Genomic DNA, 19397 nt, shown 5'->3' with positions numbered 1-19397 from the left:
CTTCCGCTTCCGGAAAACGTGCTTCAGAAAATTTGGGGTCGTCGACATGATCAAGCTCAACCGTATCGGAAACAAACTGGGCTTGGCCGGGGCGATCGGCGTCTTGCTGGCGATCGGCATGGTGGCCAACCAGATGGTCACCGAAGCGAAAATCGAGGAAGCCAGCGAGCGCGCCACCCGATCGCAGCAGGTGGCCGACAATTCACTCTCCGCGCATATCGACCTGCGCAAGATTCAGCTTGCCGCCAGCGCCGTCAGGCTGGCGAGAACCGCCGGCGAGGTTGAAAAGACCATTGCCGATTTGCAGCGCCACAAGGCGAGTGCAGCGAAGGAACTGGAGGTTGCGCTCGCAACCGCGCAGCGGCCGGACGCGAGGGAGCGGCTGCAGAAGATCAAGGCCTTGATGGACGGTTTTACTGCCGCCGTGGAAGATCTTGCGAAGGCGCAGACCACACTGCTGGCGCAGATCGAGAAGCGTTCGGTCATCTCGGAGGAATGGAACAAGACCGTCAATGCTCAGTTGGGTTCGCCGATGATGGCGAAGGTGGACAACCGTCTCGATATCGAACGTTTGCTGTTTCAGGCCGATGCCAAGGTGAACGCGCTGCGGGCAGCCGCCTGGAAGCTCGGCGCCACCGGCGACGCCAACCTGGTCACGGTGATGGGCAAGACCGAGGCCTCGCTGAAGGACGTGTTCAACAAGCTGCGCGGTGAGGCCGACGACCGCGAGTTGCTGGTCGTGGTCTCCAACCTATCCTCGATCGTCAAGCGCTTCCTGTCCGCCAATGAGGAGGCCGTAAAGACCGAGCAGTTGAAGAACGACATCATCGCCAACCGCACCGTCAAGGCCGCCACAGATGTCGCCAATCTGATGGAGGAGACGGTCGATAGCGCGCAAAAGGATGCGAAGATCTCCAAGGACGCGGTGATGTCCGACACCGAGCGTGCCAACCAGATCAACCTGATCATGGCGATCGTCGTCGTCGTGTCACTGATCGCCTCGGTCGTGTTTTCCTTCCTGGGCGTCGCACGTCCGATGACGCGCCTGAACGGTGCGTTGGGCAAGATGGCCGGCGGCAATCTCGATGTCGAGATTCCCGGCGCCAGCCGCGGTGACGAAATCGGCGACCTCGCCAAGACGGTGACCGTCATTCGCGAGAACGCCGAGCAGAAGGCGCGTGAGGAAGCCGAGGCCAAGATCGAGCAGGATCAGGTCGCGGCGCAGCGGCGCAAGGCGGAAATGATCAAGCTTGCCGACGATTTCGAAGGCGCAGTCGGCAAGATCGTGGAGACCGTGTCGGCGGCTTCGACCGAGCTCGAGGCCTCGGCCGGCACGCTGACGGCGACCGCCGAACGCGCCCAGGAACTGACCACGATGGTGGCCGCGGCTTCCGAGGAAGCTTCCACCAATGTGCAGTCGGTGGCCTCCTCCACCGAGGAGATGGCCTCGTCCATCACCGAGATCGGCCGTCAGGTTCAGGAATCGGCGCGGATGGCCAATGAGGCCGTCGATCAGGCCCGTACCACCAATGACCGCGTCAGCGAATTGTCGAAGGCGGCCGCTCGCATCGGCGCGGTGGTCGAACTCATCAACACCATCGCCGAGCAGACCAATCTGCTGGCGCTCAACGCCACCATCGAGGCGGCTCGCGCCGGCGACGCCGGCCGCGGTTTCGCCGTCGTGGCATCTGAGGTGAAGGCGCTGGCGGAACAGACCTCGAAGGCGACCGGCGAGATCGGCCAGCAGATCACCGGCATCCAGGCCGCCACCCAGGAGTCGGTCGGGGCGATCCAGGCGATCAGCACCACGATCGAGAAGCTGTCGGAGATATCGTCGACCATTGCGGCTGCCGTGGAAGAGCAGGGCGCCGCAACCCAGGAAATTTCCCGCAACGTGCAGCAGGCGGCCCGGGGCACCCAGCAGGTGTCCTCCAACATTACCGATGTGCAGCGCGGCGCCGGCGAGACCGGCACGGCCTCGTCGCAGGTGCTGTCCTCGGCCCGGTCGCTGTCGTCGGACTCGGGCCGCCTCAAGCTTGAGGTCGGCAAGTTCCTGAAATCCGTGCGGGTGGCGTAATCCGCCGATAGACCGCAAACCAAAAAGCCCGCCCTGGACCGGGGGCGGGCTTTTTGCGCAGGGCTCGGTTAACAGAACCCCGTATATCTACTGAGTGCAAAATTAACGGGAAGAAAGCGGCCGACATATACGATTCCGCGCAATGGGACGGACGACCCCCGTCGTCGCGTGGAGATCAAGCATGTTTGGAACGATACGCCGGGCCAGGATGACGGTTGGCCGAAAGATCTACGCCCTCATCTGTCTCGGTTTCATCGGGCTCCTGGGCGTGACCTTTCTCGAATCGCGCGAACTGGCATCGAGCCTCGACCAGCAGAAACAGATCGAGCTGCGGCACCTCGGCGACCTCGCGCTCGGCATCATCAAGGAAGAGCATGCCGCGGCGCAGAAGGGCGGCGTTTCGGACGCCGACGCCCAGAAGCGTGCGATGGCGCGGATCGGCGCGCTCCGCTACGGCAACAACGACTATTTCTGGATCAACGACATGCATCCGAAGATGGTGATGCATCCGATCAAGCCGGAAATGAACGGCAACGATCTGTCGGCCTACAAGGACCCGAACGGCAAGCTGTTGTTCGTCGATTTCGTCGATACGGTCAAAAAGAGCGGCTCAGGCTTCGTTCCCTATGAGTGGCCCAAGCCGGGCTTCGACAAGCCGCAGCCGAAATTGTCCTACGTGGTCGGCTTCGCGCCGTGGAACTGGCTCGTCGGCACCGGCGTCTACATCGACGACCTGAAGGCGCAGACCTGGACTTCGACCCAGCGGTCCCTGATCGTCGCCGGCGTGATCCTGCTGTTTATGCTCGTGGTGTCGATCTTCGTGGCGCGCAGCGTCACCGGTCCGCTGCAACGGATGACGGTCGCGATGAACGATCTCGCCGGCGGCAACCTTGCCGTCGAGGTGCCCGGCGTCGGACGCGGCGACGAGGTCGGCGAGATGGCCAAGGCAGTCGAGGTGTTCAAGAGCAATGCCGTTGCCCAAAGGACGCTGGAGGCCGAGCAGCGCGCGGCGGAGACCCGCGCGACGAGCGGCCGCAAGGCGGAGATGCACAAGATGGCCAACGATTTCGAAGCCGCCGTCGGCCAGATCGTCGAAGCGGTATCGTCGGCATCTAGCCAGCTCGAAGTATCCGCGGGCACGCTCACGTCGACCGCGGAGCGCGCGCAGGAACTCACGAGCGCAGTCGCGGCGGCCTCCGAGGAAGCTTCCACCAATGTGCAGTCGGTGGCTTCCGCCACCGAGGAGATGGCCTCGTCCGTCACCGAGATCAGCCGCCAGGTGCAGGAATCGGCGCGGATGGCCAACGACGCCGTCGATCAGGCGCGCGTCACCAACGACCGCGTCAGCGAATTGTCGAAGGCGGCAACCCGCATCGGCGACGTCGTCGAACTGATCAACACCATCGCAGGCCAGACCAACCTGCTTGCGCTCAACGCCACCATCGAGGCGGCGCGCGCCGGCGAGGCCGGCCGCGGTTTTGCGGTCGTGGCTTCCGAAGTGAAGGCGCTGGCGGAGCAGACCGCGAAGGCAACCGGCGAGATCGGACAACAGATCACCGGCATCCAGGCGGCGACGCAGGAGTCGGTGAACGCGATCCAGGCCATCAGCGGCACGATCGAAAAACTGTCGGAGATTTCGTCGACCATCGCAGCCGCCGTGGAAGAGCAGGGCGCCGCGACGCAGGAGATCTCCCGCAACGTGCAGCAGGCGGCCACGGGTACCCAGCGGGTTTCCTCCAACATTACCGACGTGCAGCGCGGCGCCAGCGAAACCGGATCGGCGTCCTCGCAGGTGCTTGCGGCGGCGCAATCGCTGTCGGGCGACTCCAACCGCCTCAAGCTCGAGGTCGGCAGGTTCCTCGACTCGGTGCGGGCGGCCTGATTTCGCAACCGACGGTGCGGTCCGAAGCCGGTTCTTCATGCCGGCTTCGCGAGCCCGGTGACCCGAATCAGGAACGCGAGCTGCAGCGGGCAGCCGGTTTTTCCGGCTGCACGAGGCGCAGGAGACATCCCTAGATCGTAAAATTGCGATTGCGGCATGGCCGACCAATCGCCCTGAGTGAAACTGATGCCGATTGTGGCGAACGAATTTCCGAAATCGGGAAAACTTGGTAATATACAATGGCATCGGGAAGGTCTGAGTCAGACGGTCTGATGCCATGTGTTCTGCGTGTCAATGACGACGGGCCAGAACTCAAGACGCTTCATCCGATGGCAGGGCGCATCGAGGCGCCCATCCGCCATGGTCAAGTTGCGCGTAAGTTTCCTCTCAATTCCGGCTAGCGTTTTTTTTCGTTGTCGCGACGATCGCTACCGACGGCTCGGATCACCGCCGCGTGTCGTTGCTTGATGAACTAGCTGAGTCTGATTTCGTAAAAATCAGCCGGTCTCCGGATATCGATCATTTCCGGAGCATCGAAGGATTGGGCGAGGCGAACAGCATTCCGCTCGATTACCGCGGCTTCGCCGCGTCGTTCGCGTCGCTGAAGCTGAAGTCTTGCACGATCTATCTGCAGCGGACATTCCCGCGCATTCTTCAGATGCAGTATTCCACGACCGGAGCGATCGTCGGCCTGATGATGGACGATGCGGCGTCGCTGATCCTGAACGGTGTGGAGGGCCGCGCGCCGGCGCTCCTGCTGGTCAAGGGCCGCGCGCAGTGTGAGATTGTGGAGCAGCAGGCCAATCTGGTCGCCTTGGTGAATTTCGATTCCGTCGACGATCGCGGCTGGCCGGGCGAGTTCGACCGCGCCCAGCTGATTGCAACGGAAGCCGCCAAATTCGAAGCGCTCCGGACAACGTTGCGTGATGTGCTGATGCTCGCATCGCATTCGCCTGATACTCTCGCCCAGCCGAACGTGATCGAGAGTATTGAAGAATCGATTCTGCAGGCGGTCGATCTCGCGATGGCTGCGGCGACGCCGGCGGAAAGCAAGCGCCTGAGCCTGAGCCACTATCTGGCGCTGGTTCGAAAATTCGACGAGTTCGTTGCTGCCAATTCCGGCAAGACGCTGTACAGCGCCGACGTGGCACGGCAGCTTGGGGTCTCGGTACGAACGCTGCATAACGCCGTGGTTGCGATTCGCGGCATGAGCGTGCATCGCTACACGCGCCTGCGGCGGCTGTGGAACGTGCGCCAGCAACTTCTGCGGGGCGCGTCGCTGCAATCGATCAAGGCCATCGCGCTCGTGCACGGCTTCTGGCACATGGGCGAGTTCACCGCGTCGTATCGCGAGTTGTTCGGCGAAACGCCGCAGCAGACGTTGTCGGCGGCACGTAAGAATACGGACAGTCAGTCGTAATATCGGCGAAGCGAGCGGCGATACCGTAGTTCTACGATTTCCCCAAGTATCTCCGCTTAGCCCATGATTAACCATCGTATGAAACCTTAGCGGCATGAGTGCCGCTCTGTGGCGAAGCCGCCGCAGGAGCCCTTCGTCCGCAACGAACCGGCTCGTCTGATTATCCGGCCCGGCGCTTTTCAACCGTGATCCCGCTGCGCGGGAAACAACGGCATCGCTGCGATTTCACTAACCCCTGCTGTTTTTTCAAGGACGTCTATCATGTCGGGCATCACCCGCTTCCTTCTGAATCTATCCATCGGCGCCAAGCTCGGCATCGCCTCGGGCCTCGGCGTTCTGCTCGTTGCCACCATGGTGATCACCCAGATGCGCGCTAACACGGCGATGCGCGATCTCGACGTTCGCATGTCGGGGCAGCAGACGATCGCGCGCGACGCGGTGGATGCGAAGGCGTCGCTCCGCGGCATGCAGATCGGCATCCGCGATCTTCGTCTCGCCAGCAATGCGGCAGATATTCAGAAGGCCAACGATTATATCTCGGCCCGGCTCAAGTCGTTGGAGCATTTTGCCGACAAGATGCTCAAACTATCCAAGTCCGCCGAGAATCGCGCCCGCATCGAGAAGCTCAAGACGAGGGCGGCAGATTACTCGAAAGGAGCTCAGCAGATCGCGGCTGTGCGCGGTGAAATGATCGCGGCCGCAGGTGGCGCCGACGCCACGGCGCGCATTGCGAAGCTGAATGAAGAGGCTGTCCGCATCGCCCGCGAAGTCACGCTGCCGATCGCGGCTGAAATCGAGCCGCTCGCCAACCAGGTCGCCGATTTCGCCAAGCACAATGTTGAAGAGCAAGCGGCCCAGGGCGTCCGGGAGATGGCCACGGCCGAATGGGAGTCCCTGGCAATCGGTCTCGGCACCGTCCTTTTGCTGATCGTAACCAGCATCTTCTCCTTCTTCACGATCGCGCGCCCGATGCGTGCGTTGAGCGTGTCGATGGACGAACTCGCCGGCGGCAATTTCGCCGTCGTGCTGCCCGGGCTTGGCCGCAAGGACGAACTCGGCGCGGTCGCCGGCGCCGTCGAGAAGTTCAAGGTCGTCTCGGAGCAGAAGGCGCGCGACGAGGCGGAAGCCAAGATCAAGCAGGACCAGATCGCGGCGCAACAGCGCAAGGCCGAAATGGTCAGGCTGGCCGACTCCTTCGAGGCCGCTGTCGGCGAGATCGTCGAAACCGTGTCATCCGCTTCGACCGAACTCGAAGCCTCGGCCGGCACGCTGACGGCGACCGCCGAGCGCGCCCAGCAGGTGACGACCATGGTAGCCGCGGCTTCGGAAGAAGCATCCACCAACGTGCAGTCGGTGGCTTCAGCGACGGAAGAGCTGTCTTCCTCGGTTAACGAGATCAGCCGCCAGGTTCAGGAATCGGCCCGGATGGCCGGCGAGGCCGTTGACCAGGCCCGTCACACCAATGACCGCGTCAGCGAATTGTCGAAGGCGGCCGCCCGCATCGGCGACGTGGTCGAACTCATCAACACCATCGCCGGCCAGACCAATCTGCTGGCGCTCAACGCAACCATCGAGGCGGCGCGCGCGGGCGAGGCCGGCCGCGGTTTCGCGGTCGTGGCGTCGGAAGTGAAGGCGCTCGCCGAACAGACCGCAAAGGCCACCGGCGAGATCGGCCAGCAGATTACCAGTATCCAGGGCGCGACCCAGGAGTCGGTGAACGCGATCCAGGCAATCAGCGGCACCATCGAAAGGCTGTCGGAGATCGCATCGACGATAGCGGCGGCGGTGGAGGAGCAGGGAGCGGCGACGCAGGAAATCTCCCGCAACGTGCAGCAAGCCGCCCAGGGCACCCAGCAGGTCTCCTCCAACATCACCGACGTGCAGCGCGGCGCCGGCGAGACCGGCTCCGCGTCGTCGCAGGTGCTTTCAGCGGCACAGTCGCTGTCGTCCGACAGCAACCGCCTCAAGCTCGAGGTCGGCAAGTTCCTGGATACGGTGCGGGCGGCGTGAGGAGGGGGCGGTAGCTTCGGAGAAGCCGGAGTTCTCGCTCGTGCCCCGGACGCAGTGCAGCACGCAGTGATGCGCTGCAGAGCCGGGGCCTACATTACGAGCTTCGCATTGTCGGTGGGTCCCGGCTCTGCGGAGCAGCGCTACGCGCTGCACCGCGTCCGGGACACGAATTACCCCATCCGCCACTCCAGCACGCCATCTTCCCGCCACTCCAGCACGCCATCTTCCGCTGTGACGATCGCGCCAACCGATCCCACCGGCGTGCGATCCATGTTCAACAAATGCTTGAGCGCCGCCGTGTCGTTGGCGGGGATGCGGGCCAGCGCCCGCGCATCGGCCTCGGTGCGCAGCACCGCCACGCCATGCTCGACTTCGCCCTTGCCCTTGTAGATCACGGTAAAACTCTCGACCTTGCCTTTGCCTGAAGCTTCGGTGACGAAGTCCGGCACTTTGCGGCGGTTGCGGTCGGCCTCGGCTTGCACGCTGGTGTCCTGCTCGAGCGCCTGCTTCGGCGCCTCGCGCGACAGCACCAGCCCGTGATGCTTGGTGACGAAGCCACCCTGGCCGTAGAGCAGGCCGAGCTTGCCGCTTTGACGAAGCTTGCGCACCATCGCGACGGCTGCGTGCGTCATATAGGTGTTGAGCGGCGCGCCGAAGAAGGTGAGGCCGCCGGTTACCGTCGGCTGCACGTCGGGCCCAAGGCCAAGCGTCCGCCGCGCCATCTTGGGAACGCAGGGAAAGCAGCTATAGAGTTCGATGGCGTCGAATTTTTTGCCGTCGCCCCCGACCAGATCCATCACCGCTTTCAGCACGGCGTTCTGCGGATGGCTTTCGTAGAACTGGTCGCGAACAAGATAGTCGCGCGGCTCTTCCGCCGAGGCACCACCGATCGGATAGATCAGGCGATCTTCGGGCACGCCGGCCGCGCGGGCTTTTGCCAGCGACGTCAGCAGCACCGCGCCACCCATGTTCACGGTCGGATTGGCTACCATCAGCTTTGTATAGGGCCAGGCGATCAGCCGGTTCTCAGGCGTCGGCGTGGTGATTTCCTCGGGCGCAAAACGCCTCTTCAGCCACGAATTCGGATTCTCGGACGCGACCTTGGAATAGGTCGACCACAACGCGCCGGATTCGGCGAGCGCCTCGCGCGGCGTCTGGCCCCAATGTGCTGATGTGGCGGATTCATACAGCGGATAGACCGTGATGGGCCGGAACACGCCGAGCTTCACCGCCATCGGCTTCTGGAATGCCGCGCCGCGCTTCGGCTCCTCGACGTCATGCGCGAACGGCGTCCACGGCAGCGAGATGCCGCCGCGCTCGGCCTTGGTCGCGGTCGATTGCGCCTCCGCGCCGCAGACCACCGCCACGCTGCACTCGCCGCGCGCGATGCGTTTCGCCGCTTCGTGGATGTAACGGATCGGGCTCTCGCCACCGACCGGGCCGTAGTAGCAATGCGCCGGATCGGCGCCGAGCCGCGCGGCGAGCTGCTTCTCGGGATCGCGGTAGCGCCAGCTCAGGAAATTGACCACGTCGAGCGAGCCGAGTTCGCCGAGCAGCTTTGCGCCGCTATCCGCTTCCGCGCGTCGCACGGCCTGTTCGAGCAGCGCCAGCGGCTCCAGCCCAGCGACGATGTCCTTGGGCCGGTCGACGACTTCGCCGATGCCGACGATGACGGGAATGCGGTCTTCGGGGAGAGGGGAGTTGGACATCTTTTCTTGTTTCACTTTCTAGAGAGACTCGTAGGGTGGGCAAAGGCGCCCTTGCGCCGTGCGCACCATCTAGCATTTTGCTCGGAAGTGGTGGGCACGCTCCGCTTTACCCACCCTACGAGATTTTCGCCATCACTCCTCCATCAACGCATTCATATGCTCCACCGCATCGGCAAAATCTTCCTTGAATTCCTGCACCACCGCGCCGGCGGACTTGACGCTGTCGATCAGGCCGACGCCTTGGCCGACGAAGTACGTCACGAGGTCGCGCGCCTGCGCGTTCCCTGCCGCCGCCGCACGGTCGATGGAATTGAAGGCGTCGCGGCTGATGATGCTTTGCAGCGGCATCGGCAGCGCGCCGGGGCTGTCAGGTCCGCGATCCCACGCGTCGGTCCACACCGAGCGCAATTGCCGCGCCGGCTTTCCGGTGCGGCCCTTGGAACGCACCGCGTCGCGCGAGGATGCCGCGATCATCTTTTCGCGGAAGATTTCAGTGGTCTCCGATTCCACCGTCGCCAGCCACACCGAGCCGGTCCAGGCGCCGGCCGCGCCCATCGCCATGCACGCCGCCATCTGCCGGCCAGTCATGATGCCGCCGGCGGCTAGCACCGGCACGTCGCGGATTGGCTTGATCGCCTTGATCACCTCGGGCACCAGCACCATGGTCGAGACCTCGCCGCAATGGCCGCCGGCCTCGGTGCCTTGCACCACAAGAATGTCGACGCCGGCCGCGACCTGTCGCAGCGCATGTTCCTTGGCGCCGACCAGTGCGGCGACCGGGACATCGTGCTTCTTGCCCATGTCGATCATCGCCTTCGGCGGCACGCCGAGCGCGTTGGCGATCAGCTTGATCGGATGGCGAAACGAAACGTCGAGCACTTCTAACGCGCGCTGCGCGTCGAACGGCTGCGGCTGGTTGTCGGCGACGTCGGTGGTCGTCAGTTCGACGCCGTATTTTTTCAGGAGGTTGCGAGTGAAGTCGCGATGCTGCGGCGAGATCCGCGCCTCCAGGCTTTTCCAGGTGACGTCCTTTTCGCCCGCGGTCGAGATGTTTTCGGGGATCAGCACGTCGAGCCCGTAGGGCTTGCCGTCGGTATGATCGTCGATCCATTTCAGTTCCTGCTCGATCGTCTCCGGCGAATGCGCGGTCGCGCCCAGCACGCCAAACCCGCCGGCGCGGCTGACGGCGGCGACCACGTCGCGGCAATGGCTGAAGGCGAGCAGCGGAAACTCAATTCCCAGCATGTCGCAGATCGGCGATTTCATGGTTGTCGCTCCCTGTGGCGGCCGCGGGCCGGCCGCTCATTGTTGGTTTGTGTGTGACCGAACGCTAGCCCATCGGGGCCATGCATGCCAAGCGGGACGGCCCTCCCGAGGAGCGCACATTCCACCTCGCAAAATATGCAAGGCCAGCCAGCCGATTTGCGTCTTGCGCTTTGGCGCTACGGAAGGAATGCTGCTTGCCAAATCAAAGAGAATATCAGGGAGCCCATATTCATGTCCGCGATGCCGTCCACCGCCACCAAATCCACCGAGACCTACGACGTCGTCGTGGTCGGCGCAGGTTTTGCCGGCATGTACATGCTGCACCGGCTGCGCGGGCAGGGGATGACGGCGCGGGTCTACGAGCAGGGTAGCGGCGTCGGTGGCACCTGGTATTGGAACCGCTATCCCGGCGCGCGCTGCGATGTCGAGAGCATGCAATATTCCTATTCATTCTCGGAAGAGTTGCAGCAGGAATGGGACTGGAGCGAGCGCTACGCGCCGCAGCCGGAGATTTTGAAATACGCCAACCACGTCGCCGACCGTTTTGACCTGCGCCCTGACATCCAGTTCAACACCCGTGTCGACAGCGCCGCGTTCGACGAGGCGACTTCGCTGTGGTCGGTCACGACCTCCGACGGCAAGGCAGTCACCGCAAAATTCATCGTTCTCGCCACCGGCTGCCTGTCGAACGCGCGGATGCCCGACATCAAGGGCCTCGATCGCTTCAAGGGCAAGGTCTATCACACCGGCCACTGGCCGCATGAAGAGGTCGATTTCACCGGCCAGCGCGTCGCCGTCATCGGCACCGGATCGTCGGCGATCCAGTCGGTGCCTGTCATCGCCGAACAGGCGAGCCAGCTCACGGTGTTTCAGCGCACCGCGAACTTCTCGATCCCTGCGCGAAATGCGCCGCTGAGCGAGGCGGAGCGGCAAAAATTTCGCGACAATTATCCCGAGATCAGGCGCTTTGCGCGCGAGGTGGCGAAGAACGGCATCTATACCGAGATGCCCGACCGCGGCGCGCTCGACGACGGCGACAACGAACGTCGCGCCAAATACGAGGCGCGCTGGAGCCGCGGCGGGCTCACCTTCATGTCGGTCTACAACAACCTCGCGCTCGACAAGACCGCCAACGACACCGCCGCCAATTTCGTCCGCGAAAAGATCGCGGAGATTGTGAACGACCCGCAGACCGCAAAACTGCTGCAGCCGAATAACCATCCGATCGGGTCAAAACGCATCTGCATCGACACCGATTATTTCGCGGCCTTCAATCGCCCCAACGTGACGCTGGTCGACATCAAGTCGAACCCGATCGAGGAGATCACCGAAAACGCGGTGCGCGTCGCGGACAAGGAATACGAAGTCGACGCGCTGGTGCTGGCGACCGGTTTTGACGCCATGACGGGGTCAGTGGCGAAAATCGATATCCGAGGCCGCAACGGCCAGACACTGAACCAGAAATGGTCCGCGGGCCCGCGCACGTATCTCGGCCTGATGAGCGCAGGTTTCCCCAACCTCTTCGTCATCACCGGGCCCGGCAGCCCGTCGGTGCTGTCGAACATGATCGTCTCGATCGAGCAGCACGTCGACTGGATCACCGACTGCATGGCCTATATGCGCGATCGCGGCCTCGACACCATGGAGGCGGCGGTCGACGCCGAAGACAAATGGGTCGCCCACGTCAACGAGGTCGCCTACACCACGCTCTATCCGCAGGCCAATTCCTGGTACATGGGCGCCAACGTCCCCGGCAAGCCGCGCATCTTCATGCCCTATATCGGCGGCGTCGGTCCTTACCGGCAGATCTGCAATGATGTGGCGGCCAAAGGGCTATGAGGGATTTGTGATGGAGCGGGCGGAGCGGCCGCGGAAGGTGGCGGTGTCGTAAGTCCCGCTTTCGTAGGGCGGGCAAAGCGACTTGTCCGCCGTAGCTCCACGAGCGAAGGCGGAAGCGTGCCCATATTCATGCCACGCCGCAAGATGGTGGGCACGGTGCAAACGCGCCTTTGCCCACCCTGCATGTCAGCCCCGCAGCCGCCGCGTCAAAACCTCAACAAACCGATCGACATCAGCCTCGTCATTATAGACGTGGGGCGAGATGCGCATGCGCCCAAGGCGCGGCGCGACGTAGACGCCTTCGCTTGCCAATCCTTCGACGAGGCCCGCCGGCATTCCGCCCTTGAAGGCGAGGCTCAATATATGCGGCGCGCGCAGACGAAGCTCGGGCACGCTGACGCCGATGCCGTGCACGGCGTGCGCGATCCGCTCTGTCAGCATCGTGAGACGCTGCACAACGGCCGGTGCGCCCCAGTCAGCCATCATCTCCATGCCGATCGAGGCCATCTCCATCGAGATGAAATGATCGCGCTCGCCCATGTCGAAGCGCCGCGCGTCGGGAACGTAACTGAGATCGGTGAAATAGACCGCGTTCTCGGCGCGCACGTTGCGGCGGCCGGACGCGGTCTGCTCGAGCGGGATGCCGCCTTGATGGCGTTTCGCAACATAGAGAAAGGCGCGGCCGTACGGGCCGAGCAACCATTTGTAGGTCGGGAAGACCACGAAATCCGGATCGAGACGCTTCACGTCGGTTGCCAGCACGCCAGTGCTGTGCGTCGCGTCGACAAGGAAGGCCGCGCGCCGCTGCCGCAGCGTCGCGCCGACCTTGTCGATGTCGATCAGCCCGCCGTCCGACCAGTGCACCGATGAGATCGAGGCCAGGCTGACCGGCGGGGCACCGGATCGTTCGATGGTTTCGAGAACCGCCGATGTCCAATCGCCATCGTCAGGTTGCCGGACCGTCTCGACGGTGAACCCTTCCGTCTCGGCCCGCGTCTGCCATTCGAGCACCGGCGAGGAATGATCGTTCTCCAGCACGATCACGCGGGTGCCGCGGGTGATCGGCAGTATCTTCGCGGCGGTCGCAACGCCGTAACTGATCGAGGAAATCAGCGCGATATCGGCAGGCTCGGCATTGATCAGCCGGGCAGCGGCAAGGCGCGCGCGTTCATGCTGCTGGTTGGCGAAGGAGGCATCGAGCGTCCACGGCGTGCCCTTGCGAAGAACCGCGGCGCGGCCGGCCTCCAGCGTTCGAAGCGGCAGCGGGCTGTAGGAAGCGGCATTCAGGTAGCAGATCTGGCGCGGTATCTCGAACAAGGCACGCTGTGATGGGAGCATTTGGATGGTCTCTTTGGTCGCGACCCATCCATTATGGCCGATCTCGACTACGCCAGCCACAGAAGCATTGCTCCGAGTACACTTGCCACGCCGTGCGACTATGGCAGGCATAGCATGGCGCATTCCTCCCCTGATTTTTTGCACGCTTTTTGTCTGGTTGCGGTGCTGATACGAAACCTTACATGGATTGCGCCAGCCGCCGCGCGACAGTTCACTTAAGCAGCGAGACGGCTGAATTAAGCCTGGAGCCAACCCGAATGACCGACGCCCCCGTCACCGAACCTACCGCTTACGAGCCGCCAAAGGTCTGGACCTGGAACAAGGAAAGCGGCGGCCGGTTCGCCGCCATCAATCGCCCGATCGCCGGTCCCACGCATGAGGCCGAACTGCCGGTCGGCCGGCATCCGTTCCAGCTCTATTCGCTGGCCACTCCCAACGGCGTCAAGGTCACGGTCATGTTCGAGGAGCTGTTGGCCGCCGGCCACAGCGGCGCGGAATATGACGCCTGGCTGATCAAGATCGACGGCAACCAGTTCGGCAGCGGCTTTGTCGCCGTCAATCCGAACTCGAAAATCCCGGCGCTGGTGGACCGCAGCGGGCCGACACCGATCCGTGTGTTCGAGTCCGGCGCGATCCTGGTGCATCTCGCCGAAAAATTCGGGGCCTTCCTTCCGGCCGGCGGCGCGGCGCGGGCCGAATGCCTGTCGTGGCTGTTCTGGCAGATGGGCAGCGCGCCGTTTCTCGGCGGCGGCTTTGGCCATTTCTATGCCTATGCGCCGACCAAGATCGAATACGCCATCGACCGTTATGCGATGGAGGTGAAGCGCCAGCTCGACGTGCTCGACCGGCGTCTGGCCGACAATGAATATCTCGCAGGCAGCGACTACACGATCGCGGACATGGCCACTTGGCCATGGTACGGCGCGCTGGCGAAAGGCCTGGTCTACGGCGCCGGCGAATTCCTCTCGGTGCATGAATACAAGAACGTGCAGCGCTGGACCGACGCGATTGCAAAACGCCCGGCGGTGAAGCGCGGCCGCATGGTCAACCGCATCTCGGGCGATCCGGCGAGCCAGTTGCACGAGCGGCACGAGGCCAGCGATTTCGACACCAGGACGCAGGACAAGATCGGCGAGCCGGCGAAGGCGTAGAGTGCGGGCAGGGAGAACGCGATGAGCTTTTTCGAAAAGGGCGCCGTCCGCATCCATTATGAGGAAGCCGGCGCCGGCTTCCCGCTGCTGTTGATTGCGGGCGGTGGATTGAACTCGAACATCTCGGGCATCACCGGCGATTATCCGCCCTTCAACGCCATCAAGGAGTTCGGCAACGAGTACCGCTGCATCGCCTACGACCTGCGCAACGCGCCACCCGGCCAGTCGTCCGGTCCGGTCGAGATCGACCGACCCTGGGATTCCCACACCGACGACCAGCTTGCGCTGATGGATCATTTGGGCTTCGAAAAATTCATGGTGCTGGGCTTCTGCATCGGCGGCCCCCTGATCTGGAATCTCTTGAAGCGCGCGCCGGACCGCGTCGTGGCGGGCGTGCTGGCCATGCCGTCGGGCTCGCGTCCCGAGATGCGCGACCTGTTCTACGACAACAACATGAAGGGCTGGGCGCCGGAACTGACAAAGCGCCGGCCCGACATCACGATGGAGATGGCCGAGAAGTTCCTGACAAAGATGTACCGCACCAACCCCGATTTCGTCTTCACGGTCACGCGCGATTTTGTGCGGAGCTGCCAGACGCCGGTGCTGATCCTGCCCGATGACATCCCGGCGCACCCTTACGCGGTCGCCATGGAGAGCGCGTTGCTCGCGCCGAACGCGGAAGTCAGCCTGTTTCCGTGGAAGGAGCCGAATGAGCGCGTGCCGCTCGCAGTGCGCCAGATCCGGTCTTTCCTGCGCGCGCACCAGCCGGCTTAGGCGCCGGCCTTCGCCCCCTCGGCCGGCGGAAACACCACGCGATCATCCGTCCGGCAATAGCGGTCCGCGAACATGCGGCCGATCGGGTGATAGCGCTCCATGTGCACGCGCATTGCGGCGTGGTCCCACAATTCGTCGCGGATATGGAAGTGGATGCCTTCGCCCATGACCAGCAGCCGGTCGCCGTTGACGTCGATTTCCTTCCAGGTCTTGCACTCCATCGAAAACGGCGCATCCGCCAGCCGCGGCACGGCGATTTTCGTCGAAGGCGCCAGTTTGAGATTCAGGTAATCCGGTTCGCCGATCTCAGGCGGGAAGTCGCCGCTGCTCTCGTGCATCGCATGCGCCAGCGCCTCGTCGGTCATGTTGACCACGAACTCGTTCGTCGCGCGGATGTTGATCACGGTATCCTTAACACGGCCGTCGGGCCGCAGATTGGCGGCGAACATGCAGAGCGGCGAATCCTCGCAGAATACGTTGAAGAAACTGAACGGCGCCGCGTTGACGACGCCGGCGGGGCCGATCGACGTCACCCACGCGATCGGCCGCGGCAGCACGAAGGAAGTGAGCACCTTGTAGCGCTCGCGGGGTTTCAAGTCGCTGGGGTCGTATTGCATGTGGGGACTCGCGTAGCTTCCGTAGGGTGGGCAAAGCGCAGCGTGCCCACCATTCAGCGCTGGCGCAAGGTGTGGTGGGCACGGCACTTGCGCGCCTTTGCCCATCCTACGAGCTCAGCGCTACGGCATGCTCAGCTCGTGCCGGCCGACCACCATCCAGTGCACCTCATCCGGACCGTCGGCGAAGCGGAGGTGGCGGACGTCCTGGTACATTTCGCCGAGCGGGCTCCACTGCGAAATGCCGGTCGCGCCGTGCATCTGGATCGCCTGGTCGATGATCTTGCAGGTGCGCTCCGGAACCATGGCCTTCACCATGCTGACCCAGATCCGCGCTTCCTTGTTGCCGAGCACGTCCATCGCCTTCGCGGCCTTCAACACCATCAGCCGCATCGCCTCGATCTCGCAGCGCGCCTGGGCGATGATCTGCAGATTGCCGCCGAGATGGGCGATTTTCTTGCCGAAGGCCTCGCGGGTGAGGCCGCGCGACACCATCAGGTCGAGCGCCTTTTCCGCCTTGCCGATCGTGCGCATGCAGTGATGGATGCGGCCGGGGCCGAGGCGGACCTGCGAGATTTCAAAGCCGCGGCCTTCGCCGAGCAGCATGTTTTCCTTCGGCACCCGGCAATTGTTGAAGCGCAGGTGCATGTGGCCGCGCGGCGCGTGGTCGTGGCCGAACACGTGCATCGGGCCCAAAATCTCGACGCCGGGGGTGTCTGTTGGCACCAGGATCTGCGATTGCTGCTTGCTCGGCGGCGCGTCGGGATTGGTCTTCACCATCACGATCATGATCTTGCAGCGCGGATCGCCGGCGCCGGAGATGTAGTACTTCTCGCCGTTGATCACCCATTCGTCGCCGACCAGCTTGGCCGTGGTCGAGATGTTCTTGGCATCCGACGAGGCGACATTCGGCTCGGTCATCGCGTAAGCGGAGCGAATTTCGCCCGCGAGCAGCGGCTTCAGCCACTTCTCCTTCTGCGCCTTGGTACCGACGCGCTCCAGCACCTCCATGTTGCCGGTGTCCGGCGCCGAGCAGTTCATAGTCTCGGAGGCCAGCGGATTTTTCGCGAGCTCCACCGCGATATAGGCGTAATCGAGATTCTTCAGGCCCTGGCCGGTCTCATCGTCGGGCAGGAAGAAGTTCCACAGGCCTTCTTCCTTGGCCTTGTCCTTGGCCTTCTGCAGCACCGCAAGCTGGCCCTCGGTAAAACTCCAGCGATCCTTCTTGCCCTCGCCGAGCCGCACGAACTCGACCGACATCGGGTCAACCGTCTCGCGGATGAACTTCTTGACGTGCTCGTACAGCGGACGGACTTCGTCCGACATGCGCAAATCGTTGAGTTCTTCGCCCGGATTGAGATTGTAGGTCGTCGTTCGCGGGATATAGGCGTGTTTCATGGATTATTCCTCCCATTGCGCAAGAGCGTTGATCTTGCGGGCGCGCACTCGGCTCGGTGGCCGGCAATGTAGACGGCGGGGAGGGGCTTGTACAAGCGCGCGCGAAAGGGGCGCGATTTTCCGCCTCATGGCAAGTTGCGAAAGCGGTCACCAAAGTAAGTGGTGCTTCAGTATCTAGCTCGTCATGCCTGGGCTTGTCCCGGGCATCCACGTCTCTCCTTCTTTGCGACGAAGACGTGGATGGCCGGGACAAGCCCGGCCATGACGAAGAACCGCTTCTACGTCGCCATCCGATGCATCGCGCAGATCTTGTTGCCGTCGAGATCGCGCAAATAGGCGAGATAGAGTTTACCCGCAGAGCCTTCGCGAATGCCGGGCGGATTTTCGCAAGTCTTGCCACCGTTGGCGATGCCGGCCGCGTGCCACGCGTCGGCCTGCTCGGGAGACTCCGCCGCAAAGCCGATGGTGCCGCCGTTCGCCGGCGTCGCCGCCTGGCCATTGATCGGCTTCGTCACCGAGAACACGCCGGTCTTGGTGAAGTAGAAAATACGGTGGCCGTCGACTCTGGCCGGCCGGACGCCCAGCGTGCCGAGCAATGCGTCGTAGAACGCCTTGGCCTTTTCGAGGTCGTTGGTGCCGATCATCACATGCGAAAACATTCTTCAATTCCTCCCCAGTTTTTCAGGACGAACAGCCGCAATTGCTGCTGCGCTTTCGCAAGGAACAACCCCGCACACTGCCCGTTGCCGGCAATGTAGACGGCGCCATTGGCGTTGCACAAGCAGGTGATGGGCAACCGGCGGGAGGTCAGGGACGTACCCGGAGCCGTCAGGTTACGTTTCGGTAATCCAGCCCGAGGTCCTTCCGCCAAGCGCGGCGCCTCGACGCACCCCGGCATCTTGAAGCGCCGCCGGGGGAATTCCTACCTTTGGGATTCCAGCCCCGGCGTCCGGTTGTGGGCGGCAAGGAGACGACAATGAGCTACCTGAAGACTGCCATTCTGCTGGCCGGTCTTACCGGCCTCTTCATGGGCGTCGGCTATCTGATCGGCGGCGCCGGCGGCGCCGTGATCGCGCTCGTGATTGCGGCTGCGACCAACCTGTTCGCCTACTGGAATTCGGACCGCATGGTGCTGTCGATGTACGGCGCCCATGAGGTCGACCGCAACAGCGCGCCCGATCTCGTCCATCTCGTGGCCGAACTGGCCGGCCGTGCCGGCCTGCCGATGCCGCGCGTGTTCGTGATGGACGAGGCGCAACCCAATGCGTTCGCCACCGGCCGTAATCCGCAGAATGCGGCGGTCGCCGTAACCACGGGCCTGATGCAGTCGCTCAGCCGCGAGGAGCTCGCCGGCGTGATCGCGCACGAGCTCTCGCACATCAAGAATCATGACACGCTGCTGATGACCATCACCGCGACCATCGCCGGCGCGATCTCGATGCTGGCGCAGTTCGGCATGTTCTTCGGCGGCCACCGCGACAACAACCACGGCCCCGGCATCATCGGCTCGATCGCCATGATGATCCTGGCGCCGCTCGGCGCCATGCTGGTGCAGATGGCGATCAGCCGGACCCGCGAATACGCCGCCGACGATCTCGGCGCGCGCATTTGCGGCCAGCCGATGTGGCTTGCATCCGCGCTGTCGAAAATCGCCAATGCCGCGCATGTGGTTCCGAACCCGGAAGCCGAGCGCAATCCGGCCACCGCGCACATGTTCATCATCAACCCGCTGTCGGGTCACGGCATGGACAATCTGTTCACGACGCACCCGTCCACGGAGAACCGCATCGCCGCGTTGCAGCAGCTCGCGGCGGAAATGGGCGCGCATGGCGGAACGCCTTCCGTCAGCGCCCGCGGCAACTATCCGCGCCGCAGCCCCTGGGGCCGGCCCTCGGCCTCGCGCGGCCCGTGGGGATAGG

The 19397-nt window shown here is 63.6% G+C and carries 13 protein-coding genes and 1 pseudogene; 8 read left to right on the top strand and 6 right to left on the bottom strand.

What is annotated here, in order from left to right; all coding sequences use genetic code 11:
* The first annotated feature begins 46 nt into the window (after window positions 1-46).
* The 4 genes from V1293_RS12310 (at window position 47) to V1293_RS12295 (ending at window position 7389) form a co-directional block, all read left to right on the top strand.
* Window positions 47-2077, top strand: a complete 2031-nt coding sequence (locus tag V1293_RS12310) for a methyl-accepting chemotaxis protein (RefSeq protein WP_334509785.1) — start codon at window positions 47-49, stop codon at window positions 2075-2077.
* 181 nt (window positions 2078-2258) lie between these two features.
* The gene (locus V1293_RS12305; protein ID WP_334509783.1) at window positions 2259-3959 is read left to right on the top strand and encodes a methyl-accepting chemotaxis protein; all 1701 of its coding nucleotides are present in this window, start codon (window positions 2259-2261) and stop codon (window positions 3957-3959) included.
* 694 nt (window positions 3960-4653) lie between these two features.
* On the top strand, window positions 4654-5379 hold the full coding sequence (locus V1293_RS12300) for a helix-turn-helix domain-containing protein (protein WP_334509780.1): 726 nt from the start codon (window positions 4654-4656) through the stop codon (window positions 5377-5379).
* A gap of 261 nt (window positions 5380-5640) precedes the next feature.
* Window positions 5641-7389: a methyl-accepting chemotaxis protein gene (locus V1293_RS12295; protein ID WP_334509778.1), complete on the top strand. Its 1749-nt coding sequence runs from the start codon at window positions 5641-5643 to the stop codon at window positions 7387-7389.
* 170 nt (window positions 7390-7559) lie between these two features.
* Here V1293_RS12295 and V1293_RS12290 read toward each other — a convergent pair whose 3' ends face one another.
* Both V1293_RS12290 and V1293_RS12285 read right to left on the bottom strand, forming a co-directional pair.
* On the bottom strand, window positions 7560-9098 hold the full coding sequence (locus V1293_RS12290) for an acetyl-CoA acetyltransferase (protein WP_334509776.1): 1539 nt from the start codon (window positions 9096-9098) through the stop codon (window positions 7560-7562).
* Window positions 9099-9230: 132 nt separating this feature from the next.
* A complete protein-coding gene (locus V1293_RS12285) occupies window positions 9231-10364 on the bottom strand; it encodes a nitronate monooxygenase (protein WP_334509774.1) in 1134 nt (377 codons plus the stop codon).
* Window positions 10365-10595: 231 nt separating this feature from the next.
* Here V1293_RS12285 and V1293_RS12280 point away from each other — a divergent pair.
* Window positions 10596-12255: pseudogene (locus V1293_RS12280) on the top strand (flavin-containing monooxygenase).
* A 134-nt stretch (window positions 12256-12389) separates the two neighbouring features.
* Here V1293_RS12280 and V1293_RS12275 read toward each other — a convergent pair.
* Window positions 12390-13541: an aminotransferase class V-fold PLP-dependent enzyme gene (locus V1293_RS12275; RefSeq protein WP_334509770.1), complete on the bottom strand. Its 1152-nt coding sequence runs from the start codon at window positions 13539-13541 to the stop codon at window positions 12390-12392.
* Between the two features lie 257 nt (window positions 13542-13798).
* Here V1293_RS12275 and yghU point away from each other — a divergent pair, with 257 nt between their 5' ends.
* Together yghU and V1293_RS12265 are read left to right on the top strand one after the other, a co-directional pair.
* Window positions 13799-14692, top strand: a complete 894-nt coding sequence (yghU, locus tag V1293_RS12270) for a glutathione-dependent disulfide-bond oxidoreductase (protein WP_334509768.1) — start codon at window positions 13799-13801, stop codon at window positions 14690-14692.
* Between the two features lie 21 nt (window positions 14693-14713).
* Window positions 14714-15466 carry an alpha/beta fold hydrolase gene (locus V1293_RS12265; RefSeq protein WP_334509765.1) on the top strand — a complete coding sequence of 251 codons (753 nt, stop codon included), beginning with the start codon at window positions 14714-14716 and terminating at the stop codon, window positions 15464-15466.
* Here the strand turns inward: V1293_RS12265 and V1293_RS12260 are convergent.
* The 3 genes from V1293_RS12260 to V1293_RS12250 all read right to left on the bottom strand — a co-directional run bounded on the left by V1293_RS12260 (window position 15463) and on the right by V1293_RS12250 (window position 18137).
* Window positions 15463-16083, bottom strand: a complete 621-nt coding sequence (locus V1293_RS12260; RefSeq protein WP_334509763.1) for a flavin reductase family protein — start codon at window positions 16081-16083, stop codon at window positions 15463-15465. The two genes, V1293_RS12265 and V1293_RS12260, sit on opposite strands and share 4 nt — an antisense overlap.
* Window positions 16084-16203: 120 nt before the next feature.
* Window positions 16204-17478 carry an acyl-CoA dehydrogenase family protein gene (locus V1293_RS12255; protein WP_334509761.1) on the bottom strand — a complete coding sequence of 425 codons (1275 nt, stop codon included), beginning with the start codon at window positions 17476-17478 and terminating at the stop codon, window positions 16204-16206.
* Window positions 17479-17756: 278 nt separating this feature from the next.
* Window positions 17757-18137: a VOC family protein gene (locus V1293_RS12250; RefSeq protein ID WP_334509759.1), complete on the bottom strand. Its 381-nt coding sequence runs from the start codon at window positions 18135-18137 to the stop codon at window positions 17757-17759.
* Window positions 18138-18454: 317 nt separating this feature from the next.
* On the opposite strand from V1293_RS12250, the gene htpX reads away from it, so the two are divergent.
* Entirely contained in the window at window positions 18455-19396 is a 942-nt protein-coding gene (gene htpX, locus V1293_RS12245) for a zinc metalloprotease HtpX (protein WP_334509757.1), read from the top strand.
* Window position 19397 lies beyond the last annotated feature (1 nt).

Source organism: Bradyrhizobium sp. AZCC 1693, from assembly GCF_036924745.1.
Lineage (GTDB): Bacteria > Pseudomonadota > Alphaproteobacteria > Rhizobiales > Xanthobacteraceae > Bradyrhizobium.
The sequence above is the reverse complement of the archived record's forward strand: the minus strand, read 5'-3'. Positions and strand labels throughout refer to the sequence as shown.